The following is a 17,363-nucleotide window of genomic DNA, read 5'->3' as shown; positions in this document are numbered from 1 at the left end:
TGTAAGGTAATTATAGGCCATTGGACCTGTATTACATATATATAAAAATAATCTATGAAAATATAGAAAGGGAAATGAATTTATGAGTGAAGTAAAAGCAAAAAAACCATTTTTTAAGAAATGGTGGTTCTGGGTTGTAATTATCATAGTTGTAATTGCGATTGCAACTAGCGGTGGAGAAGAAGAAGCTGGCCCTAAGAAAGTAGATACAGCAAATTCTGCTGCAGATGATTCTAGTAAAACTAGCGATGAAGCAGCTCAAAAAGAGGAAGAAACGACTCCATCCATTTTTAAAGTTGGGGATGTTGTGGAACTTGGGGATACTCAAATAACATTGAAGAGCGCCAAATTTGTTGAACCAGCTGAATACATAGAAGCAGAAAAAGGAAAAGTTTTAGCTATTGAATTTGAAGTTCTAAATAACAGTGATGATTCTCTATACTTCGGTTCAGAAGAACTTTCCATCTCTACTACTGATGGCGTACAACATGAATCTTACTTCGGACATGATGATGGTTTCATGAATGAAAATATTAGTGCTGGTAAGAAAATAATGGGTACAATATATTATGATGTTCCAGAAGACACTAAATACGAACTAGTCTATAAACCTACTTTTACATGGGAAGACGAAACGGCAACTTTCGAAGTTGTTCCACAATAGTACAATCAAGAAAGAGCCAATAGGTACCGCACCCCGCAGGTTAGCGATGAAAATCTAACCTGCGGGGTGTTTTTATATGGAAAAATAAAGTCTCAAATGTAAATGAATGGGATGTAAAGGAATGTTTATAAGGTCCAGTACAGGAATCTTAAATAAGTATACATACTATATTAATCAACACCTAATGAGATAATTTATAGGAATATTCGTTACGCTTACAAGATCAATTCAAGCTTTCTCCCATAGATATCTTTGCTAATTCCAGCGTGTTATCATTGGAAATTGATCAAAATGGATACTACACTTCATCACATCTGCCATCCACTTTATCGTACATCCAAATGCCTATTGCTTCCTCACAATCAGCAGGGCATATACAATAAAATAAAATGAAAACGCTTCGAAAAAATAATTGACTACCGAAACGTTTTGGATTATACTGACTGTAAATGGAGGCGCTTTCTTTTTTATTATCTGCATGAAAACTATAAAATTATCATGGATTTATAGTAAATTCTCTAGTTTTATTGATGGAGAACACCTTTGATTTTGCCTATAAGAGATTTGTTACGTCATTATCACCAAAACGTTTTGAAAGCAATTTATTGAAATGCAGTGTCTCCAAATTCTCTTAATCTATTCGATGGAGGTGTTCTCACAAAAAAGGTAACGCTTTAATTGTGAAGGCCGTTTTCAAAAAACTACTGAGGGGGATAAAAATATGAAAAGAACGATGAAATGGATCGTTGCATTAAGTCTGTTATTGCTTCTAACACTTGCAGGATGTAGTAATAATGAAGGTAGTTCTGGTAAAGGCGATGGAGATAAGGTTGTTATCCGTGTTGCTACCTGGGAAGGTGGAGACGGGCATAAAATGCAACAAGAAATTGCACAGAACTACATGGATGACCATCCAAATGTAGAAATTAAAGTGGAAAGTGTTCCAGATAATTATGGAACAAAAATTTTAACACAAATTGCTGGTGGAGATGCTCCTGATATATTTCAAATTGGTGATGGCGATATCAGTATGTTCCAATCAAGAGGCGCATTGGAAGATTTAACGCCATTTATTGAAGGAGATAATGGTTTAAACATTGATGATTTTTATAAGCCAGTATTAGATGTTGGAAATATTGACGGTAAATATTTTACCCTTCCGAAGGACTATTCGACATATGCCGTTTACTATAATAAAAAATTATTTGATGCTGCTGGTATCGAGTATCCTACTAGTGATTGGACATGGGATGATTTTTTTGAAATTGCACAAAAATTAACGGTTGAAGAAGATGGGGAAACGGTGCAATGGGGAACCAATTTACCAGGTGCAAGTACTCGTGATGTGCTACCAATGCTGTATGGATTCGGTGGCGATGTCATCAGCCCAGATGGTCAAACAGTGGAAGGTTTTATGAACAGTGACGGTACAAAGGATGCGCTTGAATTCTTTAACGAAATGCTACGTTCCGGAATTTCACCTACTCCAACACAATCTGAGGCATTCCAAGGTGCGGATCTCTTCCTTTCGGAAAAAGTAGCCATGAACCCAACTGGAATTTGGCCAACTGCTGATTATGTGAATGCTGGAATGGACTTTGGTGTTGTTGAAGTTCCTGGAGGTCCTGCTGCACAGAAATCAACCATTTATTATTCTGGTTATGGAATTTATTCTAAATCAGAGCAAACAGAAGCTGCATGGGATTATTTGAAATATTTATCTACAGTCGGTCAAGAAATATTAGCTGAACATGCGCTTTCTGCATATGTACCTGCAGCAGAGGCAGCAGGTCAAGCAGATGACCCACATAGAGGTACATTTGTAAAAAGTGTGGATTTAATTAATATGTTCCCTGAACGATTAAATCCTGCCTTCAACAAAACAGCTGGTACGGAATTTGTAAATGTCTTGACTCAAATCGTTGGAAATGAAAAGAATGCTAGTCTAGATATTCCTGGATTACTAGATGATGCTGCAGCGAAAGGTCAAGAAGCAATGGAAAGTGAAATGGAAGAATAATAACGGTAGGTTAGGAGGGGTAGGTATACCCCTCTTGATATTTAAATACAAATCGGCTTTTAAGGATAGGAAGGGAAAGCTGTATGAAGAAAAAAATATATCTCACAGAGAGTAAACGAAAAACAATCACTTTTTATCTGCTTATATCCCCATGGATCATTGGGTTTCTGGCATTTGTACTTGGTCCAATGATTATTTCGCTATTCATGAGCTTTACGAAGTGGGATTTATTAACAGACCCTAAATGGATTGGGTTTGATAATTACACGAAGATGTTTGGCGATTCTTTATTCTATCAATCTCTTAAAGTAACCTTTGTTTATTCCATCTTCTCGGTACCACTGCAATTAATTTTATCTTTAGCAGTGGCAATGCTACTGAATCAAATCAATTGGGGAGTTAAAGTATTTCGGACGATTTATTACATCCCTGTTATCGTATCTGGTGTTGCGGTAATGGTGTTATGGTCGTATATTTTTAATCCGGAAATTGGCTTAATCAACCAAGTGTTAAAGATGGTTGGAATTAAAGGTCCGGGATGGATATTTGATGAGGACTGGGCGATGACCTCGCTTGTTGTGATGAGCTTGTGGAATATTGGTGGAACGGTCGTCATTTGGTTAGCTGGTTTAGCAGGAGTTTCGAAAGATCTATATGAATCTGCTACATTGGACGGGGCAAATAAATGGCAATTATTCCGATTTGTTACATTACCTGCATTGTCCCCAACACTCTTTTACAATTTGATAATGGGTGTCATTGGCGCATTACAAACATTTAATCAGGCATATATTATGACCGATGGCGGACCAAATAATAGTACGTTATTTTATAACTACTATTTATGGGTAAATGCCTTTGATAATTTTGAGATGGGCTATGCATCTGCAATGGCGTGGATTCTATTTATTATCATTATTATTCTTACATTAATTATCTTTAAGTCCTCTTCTTCGTGGGTTTACTATGAAAGTGAAAGGAAGTAATCATCCATGAACTATAAAACTACTAAAATACTATGGAAGACATTTGTTTGGATAGTATTAATAATAGGAACCATTATTACGCTCGTACCGCTATTTTGGATGTTATCTACCGCATTAAAATCAAATGCAGAGGTTATGCAATTTGATATGGTTTGGTGGCCAGAGGATCCGAAATGGAGTAATTTCGTCGAAGCCTTTACTACATTGCCATTTGGTGAATGGACGATGAATACGATCTTTATTACCGTCTTTACGATTATTGGGACACTGCTTTCCTGTACCGTTGTTGCATACGGATTTGCGAGATTCAATGTGAGAGGGAATAAGACATTATTTATCATTTTATTATCCACGATGATGCTACCTAGTACAGTTACGATGATTCCGCAATTTGTAATTTTTCGGGAATTAGACTGGATTAATACATTTTATCCGTTAATCGTTCCATCTTTCTTCGGTAATGCTACTTTTATATTTTTATTAAGGCAATTTTTCATGACCATTCCAACCGAATTGGAGGATGCAGCGAAAATGGATGGATTAGGAACGATGGGGATATTAGGCCGAATTATTTTACCAATGACGCTACCGGCATTAACTACCGTTGCTATCTTCCAATTTAATGGGGCTTGGAACGATTTTATGGGGCCATTAATTTATTTAAGTGATCCCGATGATTTTACATTAGCATTAGGAATTAACTTCTTTAAAGGAGAAAATAACCAAGTACAGTGGAATTATCTTATGTCAGCGTCTGTAATATCCATGCTGCCATCACTCCTCATTTTCTTCTTTGGGCAAAAATACTTTATCCAAGGTATTAATTTATCTTCGGGAATAAAAGGATAGGTGATTACGATATGGTAAATATCCAAGATTTAAAGGAACGGATTGTCTCCCCTGATGAACGACATTTTGTCACACCGGGAAATCGCATGCATTTAATTGGGTCGCAAAATGGTAGCTTTCCTGCCTTTGGCCATCATGTGGAAGATGAAATGGGCGGACTATGGATGCATCCGATAAAAATACTCGATGGATTTTGGTTCGGATTAAAAGAAAAGGCTGCAGCAGAAACTCAATGGTTAAAAAATGCGACAGAGTTTATCAACTATCCTTTTTACAATGAAAATATTTATCAAATGGATACGATTTCTGTAAAAAGAACACATTTTGCCCCTGATGATATTCCTGGTTTTCTAGTAAAATATGAATTAGAAAACACGACAGCTGAGGAATTGGAATTTACAGCTAATTGGCTTGCACGGAGTGATTTACGACCGGTATGGTATTCGGAAACAAAAGGGATACTTCCGGGGGAAGATCATGCGTTTATGAAAGAGGGTACGGTCATTGTCAAAGATAGTCAGCATCAATGGTTTGCAGGCATTTGCGTTGACGTGGAAAACGCCAAAATCACGATTGAAAAGGATTTAACTGCATATGATGGCATTCATGGATCTGGCTGTGGAATGGCTTGGGAATTTACGATGACACTTCCTCCGGGGGCAAAAAAAGCATTTACGGTAAGAATTGCTGGCTCCATGGAGTCGGAAGCAGAAATACAATCCGTGTTAACGGCACTTATCGATGGAGAACATCTTTTTCAACAGAAAAGACAACGCTACCAAGAAATTCTCAATATGGCGGATATTAATATTCCAGATAAAGAATTGGAAAAGGTATATGCATGGGTGAAATGTCATATCGATTGGCTCACCATTGATGTACCAACTGTTGGGAAAGGATTGGCAGCAGGGATTCCTGAATATTCGTGGTGGTTTGGTACCGATAGTGCATATGCCTTGATGGGATGCCTTCCAGCTGGCTTTCATCAGCTATCGGAGAATACATTAGACCTTGTTGGTAGATTATCGAAGGAACATAATAAAAATGGTAGAATCATTCACGAAGCAAATACGTTTGGGATTGTCGGAAATCCAGGGAATACCCAGGAAACGGCACACTTCATTATTGCGTTATTTGAAACGTATCTATGGTCTGGTAATACACAATGGCTTCGTAACCATTATCCTGAAGTAAAAGCAGGCTTACGATGGATTTTAGAGGATATGGATCAAGACCATGATTTATATCCAGAGGGATATGGAATCATTGAAATTTTAGGTTTAAATGCAGAGCTTATTGATACGGCTGTCTATACATGGAAGGCTCTGACATATGCTGCGGAAATGGGCAGGATGTTTACTGATGTGGAAACGGCCAATCATTATGAAGAGCTTGCCAAACAATTAGCCCAAAAAATCCAAACGGAAATGTGGCTAGAAGAGGAAGGGTTATTTGGAGATATCCGAATATCTGGAAATGATATTTATTCCAAGTTAGACGATTTTATTACACAGGCTAGTCTCGGGAATGATTACGAAACCATTTCCTACTACCAAATGGTGAAAGAGGACTTGGAGAGGACGGGACTTCACCAAGATAAAGCAGAACAAACATGGTGCTTTAAAAACTGGGTAATTAATACACCAGTAGAAACCGGTTTAGCTAGTGAGGAGCAAGCGGAAATTGCCCTACGTAGGATGAACTCCGATGAATTCATTGGTGACTACGGCATGTATCTTTCCGGAATAGGTGGAACGTCTGGAAGAAGAATGATGACGATATCCACTGGCGTACAAATTAACGCCAATTTACAATACAACCAGACGGATTCGGCATTAGCTTTAATTCAAAAAATCAAGAAAACCTTTAATATGTACCTGCCAGGTTCCATTTCGGAGATGTCTCCTGATTATGGATGCTTCGTGCAGGCATGGACCTCCTATGGGATGATTGCCCCATTTATTACAGGTTTTATCGGTATGAAGCCAAATGCAGGACAGAAAAAGGTAGTATTTGCCCCACAATTACCGGATGCATGGGATCAAATGGAGGCAAAACAAATAAAAATTGGCAACAACTTAGTTGATGTAAAAGTTACTCGTGTAGTGAACGGCTACCAAGTCGAAGTGACATCAAATGAACAAGGCTGGATATTTGCAGGTGCAGATGGTGTAGAGCTTTTGCAAAGAGAAGTAAATGAAATAAACAGGTAGGTGATAAAATGGTTGCCTCAAAATTGATGAATGCGTGTTACTGGGTAATGCTCTTTGTCTATTTAAATCTATTAATGGTTTTAGGGATCATTGTGGGAGCAGTAGTTTTCGGGATTTTCCCTTCGATCCATGCAGCAAGTAAGGTTAGTAAAGTATGGCTAGAGAAATCAACTACCTCCATCTGGAAAACATTTTGGAGTTCCTATCGGCAAAATTTCTGGATCGCGGAAAAGTATGGCTATGTTGCACTTTTTCTTATGGTTGTCGCATTCAGTAACATCATGTTTTGGGGCAACATGGACGTTACCTTTTCTGTCGTATTAAAATATGCGTGGTACTTTATGTTCTTCTTTCTTTCAATTGGGAGCTTTCTTATTCATCCGCTTATTATCGACGAACGGATGAATTGGAAGGAAACAGTAAAGCTATTTATTTTTAGTCTTTCGCAGCCGCATATTTATGTATTGGTTTTCGTTGGTCTACTCGTTATTTACTTAGCAATATTACTTGTTCCAGGGATTATGTTGTTTTTTGTCGGTAGTTTATCGGTTTTTTGGTGTATGTTCAATACACAATTATTTAAAAGAAAAATCCTTAAGCTACAGAAAAAATGGGGGAATAGGGAGAGTGTTTCTTCTGATAAACCTTCGGAGCAATGGTAACTAGCATTAGTTTTGAAACAAAAGCGATGACTTTTAAAGGAGAGTTCCTATGTTTAGCATAATCGTTAATGGTATAAAGTATCACGCAAGCGAGCAGACAATTGTAAAACAAACCGAACATAAAGAAACGAATGTTATCGAAACAGAAACGATATATGTATTGGATCAAGTCTCAGCTACCATTCATTTTTTCCAACGGTCACAAGGTGAGCAGCAAGCAGAATATTGGTTTGTACTTCATAATGACACCTCAGAGGATTTGAAAATAGAAGCGGTTCACCCTTTCGATCGTTTACTAGATACCTCCTGTCTAGAGGTCCATTATTTTAAAAGTTCCTGGGGAGCGGAATATCAGCCAGAACATGTTTTGGTGAAGGATAGCTGGGAAATAGAAAATAACAAAGGACGCTCATCCGCCGCGTATCATCCTTTTATTTATTGGGAAGCAAACAATCAAACCAATCTACTAAATATCGCATGGAGCGGCAACTGGAGAATTGCCTTTGAACCCGAAAATGAAAAATTACGGCTTCAGGTAGGGCTTGAGCAATCATTTTCTACCTATGTCCCACCAAAAAACAGCTGGGAGAGTATTCATGTGGTGCATGCTAGCGGTGCCGATTTAAATATTGCCTCGCAGCATATGGTGGCATATGGAGAAGCATGTGTGTTTCCCAATACCCCACTGTTGAAAAGGTCTTTAGTAAGCTGGAATCATTGGTGGACATATGAGGATAAATTTATAGACGAGAATATCGTATTAGAAAATATGAGGGAAGCAGCTACACTAGGGATAGAAACCGTTGTCCTTGATGCTGGTTGGTTTGGTGAAGGGGAAGATTGGACAGAAGTTCGAGGAGATTGGTCGATAGTCAATCGTGCACGATTCCCCTCTGGATTAAAGAAATTAAGTGAAGAGGCAAAAAAATTAGGGCTCCACTTCGGCATATGGTGTGAAATTGAGGCATTAGGGAAAAAAGCGGAACTTCGGCAGTCGCATCCACACTTTGCAGCAGATAGAGATGGGGAGGATTTAGGCTATGTGTGCTTTGGGCACAAGCCTGTTCGAGAATGGGCGCTGAAAACATTGACGGATCTGCTAGCGGATTTGGAATGTGATTGGCTGAAACTGGACTTTAATTTAGATCCTGGGGAAGGCTGTAATCGGCTAGACCATGATCATTCCAGCGGTGACGGGCTGTACGAACATTATCAGGGCTTATACGAGGTTTTAACAAAACTAAGGGGAAGGTTTCCTCATTTAGTTATTGAGAATTGTTCCTCTGGTGGCTTACGAACGGATTGGGGAATGATGAGAAACACCCATATCAATTTTCTAAGTGATCCGGACTATGCCTCACACCAATTACAAGTTTTCTGGGCAGCGAGCTTAATTATCCCACCTGTACGCTGTTTGCATTTTACTTGGTCACAGACGGTAACAGAAGAAAATATTCAGCCGCCATTCCCTTGGAAAAACTATAATGAATGCTCGGAAGCGGATATTCTTGCGTTTCTAAGAATTGCGGGGATGCACCGGTACGGATTCTCCCATCCAATAAAGGATTGGAATCAACAAGTAAAGAGCATCGTACGAAAAGGGCTAACAGAGTATAAAGAAACTATTTTTCCGTTAATCATCCAATCGGATATGTATCGGTTAACTGCACAAGGCAATCGGGCAGGAAATGGAAATGAAGCATATCAATTTATTTCCGGAAATGACATGCTTATTTTCTTATTTCGCTTCGATCCAACAAAGGAATTTCCAAGCATAAGGCTATCCGGTATAAATGATCAGAAAACCTATCGAGTGAAAGATATCGACAATAATGTCACCTTCATTCGAGCTGGATATGAGCTAGAACAGCTAGATGTATCTTTTTTAACGAGTGCATCAAGTTTATTATATATATCAGAATGTTAATAATGCATACGATTTGTTAATTATTGGATTCACAATGTATGCTAAAGATAATGAATGTGGTTAATAGTGAGAGGATGAAACACCTTGGTAACATTAAAAGATTTGGCACGAATTACCGGCTATTCCGTCACAACGGTATCGCGGGCACTTAACGGATACGATGATGTGAATAAGGAAACCCGTGATATTATTCTTGCTGCAGCTGAAAAACTGGAATACACTCCGAATATCAATGCACAAAGTCTTGTCACAAAGCGATCGAAAACCATTGGATTTCTTGTGTCCGATTTAAAAAGGGAAAGTGCAAAAGATAACTTTACCTTTGAAGTGCTTTGTGGAATCAGCGAGTTCGTGACAGAGGCAGGCTATGAAATGATTCTATTAAGTACTTCCTCCTCTAAGCAAAAAAATAAAACCTTTCGCCAAATTGTTAGTGAACGGAATTTAGAGGGGATTATTATCCAAGGCTTGAAGAAGGAGGACCCTTATTTACAGGAAGCGATTAAAGGATCGGTTCCAACGGTTTTAGTGGATATTCCCATTGAAAATGAAACGACCGGTTATGTAACAAGTAATCAACATGATAGTGTAAAGAAAGCCATTAAATACTTGGCGCGATTAGGGCATAGAAACATTGCGTATATGAATGGCCATAAGCATGCATATGTTAGTGAAATTAGATACCAATCGTACAAGGAAGGTCTTTCGGAAGCGGGACTAGAAGTGGATGAGAATTTAGTGTGCTACGGTGATTATGAAGAAGAAAAGGCTTATCGCGCATCATTGGATTTTTTACTTAGTAACCCTGAGGTAACCGCATTTTTCTGTGCCAGTGACATTATGGCGCTTGGTGTATTAAAGGCGGCGAAAGAACTAAAGCTCGATGTACCAAAGGATTTATCCATCATTGGTTTTGATAATATTTTGTTAACACAATATACAAGTCCAACATTAAGTACAATTGGGCAAAAACCATTTGAGCTTGGAAAAAGAGGCACCGAGCTATTGTTGGAAATCATTCAAAATAGCTCCACGCAAAGGCATATTATTATTCAAAATGAACTAATTTTACGGGAATCGACCGCACAACCAGGTGGGTAAAACGATTAATCGAATGTATATAATCAAAACGTTACGGGTCACTATTGTTACTAAATATAGTGACCTTTTTACTGTTGACAATCCGAAACGTTTCGTATAATCTAAGATTAAAAGAAAGCGCTTTACATTTGGTGAAAATATGTATAGAAGAAAGGATATGTCATGGTAAAACAATCGGCTTCTATTTTAAATTATGAAATCGGCAAGAAGGAAGAGAAAAATTGGCTAATTACAGAAACAACCTTTTTACCTGAATATTTAGGAAAGACAGAGGCTATTTTCACGTTAGGAAATGGTTATATGGGTCAACGTGCAGCATCCGAAGAAAAATATCCAAATGAAAAACGTGGGCTATTTGTTTCCGGTACGTTTAATAAATTCCCAGGTGATCAGGAAGTAAGTGAATTACCTAATGCTGCAGATATGCTAGAGGTGGATATTTTCTTAAATGGTAAACGATTTCAATTAACGGACGGGAAAATACTATCCTATGAGAAAACACTCCATTTAAAAAATGCGGAATTAATAAGATTAGTAGAATGGGAATCTCCGGATGGTAATCGCTATCAGCTGGAATTTCGACGTTTTGTCTCTTTAGCTAATAAACATTTGCTGGCACAAAGAATTACGATTACACCATTAACAAATAGCGCAGTAATTAACATTCGCTCCGGTATTAATGGGCAGGTTACCAATAGTGGTACACAGCATTTTAAAGAGGGAGAAAAGAGACTCTATCATCAACATACATTGAAAATGGAACAAGAAACAACTACCTCCCATATTGAATTCGTCCATTACTGCAGACACCAATTTTTGCAGCATAACGAAGTGATTCAACCTGAGAACATAATTTTCATGGAAAGACGTCGAATTTTCATGGAGTATAAGCATATCGAAGTTTTGAAAAATGAATCGATCACACTTGAAAAAATCTCCGGAGTTTATACAAGCAGGGACATCGAGAATGGAGAAGCTTGGAAAGAAGAAACGCTAGAGGCATTTGAACAAGCGGGGGATTATCAAACATTATTTACTGAACATAAAAATGCTTGGGAAGTAGAAGTATGGGAAAAATTTCCGATTGTCATTGAAGGGAATGACTTCCATCAGCTAGCGATCCGGTTTGCAATTTACCATTTGATTGGGATGACACCTGCACATGATAATCGAATGAGTATTGGTGCAAAAGGCTTATCAGGAGAGGGCTATAAAGGCCATGCATTCTGGGATAATGAAATATTTATTGTGCCATTTTTTATACTTAGCCAACCAGAGGTTGCTCGCAAGCTTTTAGAGTACCGCTGGTTAACATTAGATGGTGCGATAAAGAAGGCGAAGGAAAATAACTATGACGGGGCAATGTTCCCTTGGGAATCTGCATGGCTAGATGAAGGTGAAGTAACCCCCGTTTATGGAGCAGCTGATATTGTTACAGGAGAATCAACGATTATTTGGTCCGGTTTTATTGAACAGCACATAAGCGCAGATATTGCTTACGCGACTTGGCAGTATTATCAATATACTGGTGACGACGATTTTATGAATCGTTACGGTTATGAGCTTATTTTTAGCACGGCAATCTTCTGGCAATCCCGCTTGGAATGGAATGAACAGAAGCAACGATATGAAATCAATGATGTAGTAGGGCCAGATGAATACAAGGAGCATGTCAATAACAACGCTTTCACTAATCATATGGCAAATTGGAATATCCAAAAGGCAATTGAATACTATGATCGTTTAGTAAAAAATAACCCAGCGGTATTGCAACCGTTAGAAGAGAAGTGGAATCTTGCACACTACCGAAAACTATGGGAAGAAAAATCCGCCAAGCTATATTTGCCACAGCCAAATGAGCAGGGGATTATTCCGCAAGATGATACGTATTTACAAAAGGAAATTATTGATTTAACAGAATATAAAAATGCGGAAGAGGTAGGAACACTATTTCTGAAATACAATCTCGAACAAGTGAATGACATGCAAATTACTAAACAGGCTGATGTTTTAATTCTCCTTTATTTATTAGAAGACTTATATTCGAATGATATTAAGCGTGCGAATTGGGATTATTACGAGCCGAAAACATTGCATGACTCATCCTTGAGCAGATCCACTCATTGCATTCTCGCAGCTGATCTTGGAGAAAAGGAAATAGCTTATCAAATGTTTGAAGAAGCGATCCGAATTGATTTAGGGCCAGCTTTAAAGTCTAGTGATGCAGGTATCCATGCAGCATCGCTCGGTGGTATTTGGCAATCAATCGTCTTTGGTTTTGGTGGCGTCCGAATGGTGGATGGTAGTCTCCGCATTCGTCCAAATATACCAGAAAGCTGGGAAAAACTTTCCTTCAAAATATTCTGGAAGGGTAGTGAGCTTTCTATCGTTGCTACGCAAAAGGATGTAAAAATACGTAATGAATCAAATAAGGCAGTATCACTTTTTGTCACAGAAAATGAAGTGGTTATTGAGCCGAAACTAGAAACGACATTTTCACTAGTTTAATAGAGAGGCACCCGTTATTTGAAGGGTGCTTCCGTTGTATTTTTTATTTGAAAAGAATCGGAAAAAGGGAGGTTACTAAAAATGGCTGAATTACAAGCGTTTATTTTTGACCTGGATGGTGTCATAACAGATACGGCGGAATATCATTTTCTTGCTTGGAAACAACTCGGCGAAGAATTAGGGATAAAAATTGATCGGGAATTTAACGAAAGATTAAAAGGCGTTAGCAGACTAGAATCATTAAATCGAATACTTGCACTCAATAATAGGGAAACTAACTTTTCTCTAGAAGAAAAGGAATTTTTGGCTACAAAGAAAAATGAACATTACAAAGAACTAATCCAACAAGTAACCCCAAATGATTTGTTACCTGGGATACATTCCTTATTGGCAAATATAAAATCCAATCACTATAAAATTGGATTAGCCTCCGCAAGCAAAAATGCACCAGCGGTAATCGAGAAATTACAAATTGGTAATTTCTTTGATACCATTGTTGATGCCGCAACTGTAAAAAGAAGCAAACCAGACCCAGAAGTATTTTTAAAAGCTGCAGAACAAATGAATGTCACAGCAGAGGCTTGTATCGGTATTGAAGATGCGGAAGCGGGGATCGAATCGATAAAAGCAGCAGGAATGTTTGCCGTTGCTGTTGGAACAAATGAAGCATTACGGAAAAAGGCGGATATGACCGTTGAGAGGACAAATCAATTGAAACTTAATGAACTAATAAAAAGCTTTCAAATGTATAATGATAGATTAGCAAAATTAAAATAAGAATTGTTAGTGAAAGGTAGTAATATCATTTTAGTTATCTATTTATTTTTATTATTATAATTTATTCTAAATAATTTAAAATTTTAATTGTCTAAAATTTACAATTATGATATAATATAACTCGAAGATCGATCTTCATATCATCGGGGGTCAAGGAATTAATTTAAAAGTCAGAGGGGGGATAGCGAGAAATATCCACTTTGATTGTTTAATAATTACCATGATCACTTGTTGATTTTGGTGGCTAGTGGATATTAGTTACTAATAATCTATTACAAGGAAGCTTAACTGATGATGTATTTTTCGAATGGGCTGCAGCATGCGGTTCATCAAAAGTAGACAACTCCTATGGGAGTGGAACTACTGCACTTTTGGTAAAATTAATCTGAAAAAATTTGAAAAGGAAAGCTACCTTGACTGTAACAATCAGTCAAATGGAAACTATCGTAGGAAGCAACTCCGAAAAAATAGGTGAAAAACCATAGCGTGACGTTTGTATGTATCGTTCTTTTGTAGAATTGTCGGAGTCTATGAAAGAATACGAAAAAAATACATACGGATGGAGTATCCACTACATGTTGGCGGAAAGTGAGTGGCAAGTAATGAGATTCCATCAAAAATTTTGGATATGGCTAGTCAGGACAATAGCCATCATGCTTGTCATGTTCACTTTCTCCAATATGTCCTATGACAAACAAGACATCAAACCGTTCCTACAAGAAAAGGTAAAAATCACCGAAACCACACTACCGACGGTTGAATTCCACTATAATGACCACCAGATCACCACACAGGATCCTTATGCATTTTTGGAATTTCTGCTCAGAAAATCCGCACATATCCTCGAATATTTCATTTTAACCGTATTTTGGTTCAAAACATTAAGCTATGTACCTTATTATAAAGGGATAGGCATTAAATACATAGTACCTGCCATTTTTTCGCTCGGCTATGCCGCACTAGACGAATGGCATCAAACATTTGTCTCCGGTCGGACGGGGCAGTTGATCGATGTGTTCGTTGTGGATGCGATTGGGGTTGTATTGGCATGTATAGTAGCGGGAGTTTTGCCATTAATAGATTTTAAGAAAACGAAATAATTGGTGTTTGTCCAAATCACGAGTTGTTGTTTTTTGGCCGTTTTCTAAAGGGTTGTTGTTATTCATGAGATAGGTTTAGGGTGCTAATTGGTACGTCGTTATGAACTATATAGAAAAATGAAGAATGGGTTTTTGTGGTAGAGTTTCTGTGTTAAGGGAGATTTGATAATGATGAAAAAGTTTTATGTTGCATCGAGCTTTAAAAACATAGATAAAGTTCGTTACGTTAGTAATGAGTTAATAAGTAAAGGTTACATTCAAACATATGATTGGACACAAAATGAAAGAGCTTCAACGGTTGAGGAGTTAAAAGAAATAGGACAGCAGGAAAGAAATGCTGTATTGGAAGCAGATTTTATTATTGTTTTATTACCAGCAGGTAAAGGAAGTCATATTGAGTTTGGAATTGCACTTGGACAAGGAAAAAGAATTTATCTGTACTCACCAAATGATGAAATAAATAAATTTGAAACAACCAGTACGTTTTACCATTTATCTGAAATTGAAAAATGTATTGGACCCATGGATGAATTGATTACAGCAGTAACAAAATAAGCGAAGTTATTGAGGTAACGAGTGCTTTAATAAAAGCGCCAACATACTACCATAAAACTCAAAAAGCTTGAGGTGGAAATTTTCCTCAAGCTTTTTTTGTGTTTTTTGAATGGTTAATTGCCTGGATCATTCATATTGCTATTTAACCAGTGAATTTGAATTTTCTCCATGTTATCTGAACTACTTACTATACGAAAACAGCCGTATATTTTATAGCATTTCTCCTAGTGCACATACACATGTCTTATGACAAAATCCAACAGAAAAATTTAAACAAACGTTTGATTGAAATTGACTTCATCTATTGGGAATACAAGGAATTCCATTTTATTTAAACGCATAAATCGACAAGAACCATTAACTAAACAGAACAAGTGGGTCCTTTTCCAATCAACTGATAACTAGAAGAATCATGTTTATTGAAACATTCCGTATAGAAAAGCCGTATACAGTAGTACTACATATTTGTTAAGTATAGGAAGTAGTTTACAAGATAGGGGATAAAAGAATGTATTGTGCATATTGCGGCCAATTACTAGGCGAAAACTATAAATTTTGTACATCATGCGGAAATGAAGTTGCTGCAACAGTCGATCAAACAAAAGCGGTTCAGTCTACGGAAATGACAGGGGAAACGGTATTAGTTAATAAAGTACCTGCCAATCTTTTTCGAGGAATCGAGAGTGTAGGTGGGAGATTAACGATTACGAATAAAAGGGTTCTGTTCCAGTCACATAAAATCAATATTCAAAGCGGAGCGACGGAAATTCTTATTTCCGATATTGCCGCTGTAGTTAAGCGGAACACACTAGGGCTAGTACCAAATGGGATATCCATCGTGTTAAAAAACGGAACGGAATATAAGCTTGTCGTTTATAAAAGAGATAAGCTAATAAAGACAATAGTGGATGGTATGTAGAGATTGTTCTGCTTATGGAAAGCAGAACAATCGACAAAAACTTAATAAGTGGAAAAAGAAGCAGCAATCCCACCTAATATGGTAAACACTACGATAATAAAGCCGTAGATGGCACATCCGATTATACTAGTCGTTAATCCTGCTACTGCCATACCTTTCCCATTTAAATTTTGTTGTTGGATTTCTCGAAGGGCTTTTCTTGCGAGCACGATGCCAATAATACCTAAAACTAGTCCGATATATGGAATTATCAGCGATAAAATTCCTAATACTAATGCTGCAATAGCGTTCCCACTTGTTGGCCGATATTGCGGGTACTGGTGATTGTCATATTGCCCATCCATATTTCAAACCTCCAATGTCAGCCACGCCTTGCTAATAACAAGGGGTGAAATTATCTTTTATTATTCCAATTACCGAATGAAATTATGAAAAGATAAGTAGAGCTGATAGGCTTTGTAAGCCGACAATACCAATAGTTGTTAATTCCCATTTAAAATACAAAAGGATTATGCGGTCAAAGGCAATATTTACAGTTTTTTGTTAATTGGTTTATCGATAGGTATAAAAAAGATGGCTCGTTACCATATTTTATTTTGTTAAATAATAACTCGAATCAATTAAGTGGTAAATTTCCTCTTTAGGAAAAGGACTATCCAAAACAACTGTAATCCAATGCTCCTTATTCATATGGTAAGCGGGTAAAATCCCTTGTTCATTCCTAAGTAAGCGAATAAATCCCGGATCGCACTTCAAGTCTATGATGTCGAGACTACCTTCCCCTGATAAACCTAATTTGATTCTTGGTATGTTCATTATTAGCCCGTACCATTTGCGGCTCCCGCGATGTCTTAATACTGCATAGTTTGGAAACTTAGACCAAGGATAGTCTGGCTCTGTATCAAATGTTTCTTTTACATAGGCAAAAATTTCGTCTCTATTTATCATAAAAGTACCTCCCGAAACAGCTCTTGCTCTTTTTTGTATAGATTAATTTATCCCTTGTTTTCATACACTTGTTAAACGCTATGTCCTCCTCTTTCGGTATCGAACATACGCTTCTGTTTTATTATAAATGGTAA

Annotated in this window: 15 protein-coding genes; 13 read left to right on the top strand and 2 right to left on the bottom strand. The window is 37.5% G+C overall.

All coding sequences use genetic code 11. The features are described from left to right. Positions 1-82 precede the first annotated feature (82 nt). From OEV98_RS06375 to OEV98_RS06315, 13 genes are all read left to right on the top strand, one after another. Entirely contained in the window at positions 83-664 is a 582-nt protein-coding gene (locus tag OEV98_RS06375; protein ID WP_263072388.1) for a DUF4352 domain-containing protein, read from the top strand. A gap of 721 nt (positions 665-1,385) precedes the next feature. Continuing rightward, positions 1,386-2,684, top strand: coding sequence for an ABC transporter substrate-binding protein (locus tag OEV98_RS06370; RefSeq protein WP_263072387.1), 1,299 nt, complete (start codon positions 1,386-1,388; stop codon positions 2,682-2,684). Between the two features lie 83 nt (positions 2,685-2,767). Beyond that, complete coding sequence (locus OEV98_RS06365; protein ID WP_263072386.1) at positions 2,768-3,670, top strand: carbohydrate ABC transporter permease; 903 nt, start codon at positions 2,768-2,770, stop codon at positions 3,668-3,670. Between the two features lie 6 nt (positions 3,671-3,676). Then, complete coding sequence (locus OEV98_RS06360; RefSeq protein ID WP_263072385.1) at positions 3,677-4,519, top strand: carbohydrate ABC transporter permease; 843 nt, start codon at positions 3,677-3,679, stop codon at positions 4,517-4,519. Between the two features lie 11 nt (positions 4,520-4,530). Continuing rightward, positions 4,531-6,732: an alpha-L-rhamnosidase-related protein gene (locus OEV98_RS06355; protein WP_263072384.1), complete on the top strand. Its 2,202-nt coding sequence runs from the start codon at positions 4,531-4,533 to the stop codon at positions 6,730-6,732. 8 nt (positions 6,733-6,740) lie between these two features. Next, positions 6,741-7,394 (top strand): YesL family protein, encoded by a 654-nt coding sequence (locus OEV98_RS06350; RefSeq protein WP_263072383.1) that lies wholly within the window; start codon positions 6,741-6,743, stop codon positions 7,392-7,394. 49 nt (positions 7,395-7,443) lie between these two features. Next, positions 7,444-9,321 (top strand): alpha-galactosidase, encoded by a 1,878-nt coding sequence (locus OEV98_RS06345; protein WP_263072382.1) that lies wholly within the window; start codon positions 7,444-7,446, stop codon positions 9,319-9,321. A gap of 84 nt (positions 9,322-9,405) precedes the next feature. Continuing rightward, complete coding sequence (locus OEV98_RS06340; protein WP_263072381.1) at positions 9,406-10,422, top strand: LacI family DNA-binding transcriptional regulator; 1,017 nt, start codon at positions 9,406-9,408, stop codon at positions 10,420-10,422. 162 nt (positions 10,423-10,584) lie between these two features. Continuing rightward, entirely contained in the window at positions 10,585-12,930 is a 2,346-nt protein-coding gene (locus tag OEV98_RS06335; protein ID WP_263072380.1) for a glycoside hydrolase family 65 protein, read from the top strand. Between the two features lie 81 nt (positions 12,931-13,011). Continuing rightward, a complete protein-coding gene (gene pgmB / locus OEV98_RS06330; RefSeq protein WP_263072379.1) occupies positions 13,012-13,707 on the top strand; it encodes a beta-phosphoglucomutase in 696 nt (231 codons plus the stop codon). Between the two features lie 578 nt (positions 13,708-14,285). Next, on the top strand, positions 14,286-14,807 hold the full coding sequence (locus OEV98_RS06325; protein WP_263072378.1) for a VanZ family protein: 522 nt from the start codon (positions 14,286-14,288) through the stop codon (positions 14,805-14,807). A 171-nt stretch (positions 14,808-14,978) separates the two neighbouring features. Continuing rightward, positions 14,979-15,362: a group-specific protein gene (locus OEV98_RS06320; protein WP_263072720.1), complete on the top strand. Its 384-nt coding sequence runs from the start codon at positions 14,979-14,981 to the stop codon at positions 15,360-15,362. Positions 15,363-15,870: 508 nt separating this feature from the next. Continuing rightward, positions 15,871-16,281 carry a GRAM domain-containing protein gene (locus OEV98_RS06315; protein WP_263072377.1) on the top strand — a complete coding sequence of 137 codons (411 nt, stop codon included), beginning with the start codon at positions 15,871-15,873 and terminating at the stop codon, positions 16,279-16,281. 41 nt (positions 16,282-16,322) lie between these two features. Here OEV98_RS06315 and OEV98_RS06310 read toward each other — a convergent pair whose 3' ends face one another. Together OEV98_RS06310 and OEV98_RS06305 are read right to left on the bottom strand one after the other, a co-directional pair. Then, the gene (locus OEV98_RS06310) at positions 16,323-16,625 is read right to left on the bottom strand and encodes a DUF4190 domain-containing protein (protein WP_263072376.1); all 303 of its coding nucleotides are present in this window, start codon (positions 16,623-16,625) and stop codon (positions 16,323-16,325) included. Between the two features lie 247 nt (positions 16,626-16,872). Beyond that, complete coding sequence (locus OEV98_RS06305; RefSeq protein WP_263072375.1) at positions 16,873-17,229, bottom strand: MmcQ/YjbR family DNA-binding protein; 357 nt, start codon at positions 17,227-17,229, stop codon at positions 16,873-16,875. Positions 17,230-17,363: the final 134 nt, after the last annotated feature.

Origin of the sequence: Perspicuibacillus lycopersici, from assembly GCF_025660475.1 — a bacterium.
In the GTDB taxonomy this organism is placed as follows: Bacteria; Bacillota; Bacilli; order Bacillales; family Caldibacillaceae; genus Perspicuibacillus; species Perspicuibacillus lycopersici.
The sequence above is the reverse complement of the archived record's forward strand: the minus strand, read 5'-3'. Positions and strand labels throughout refer to the sequence as shown.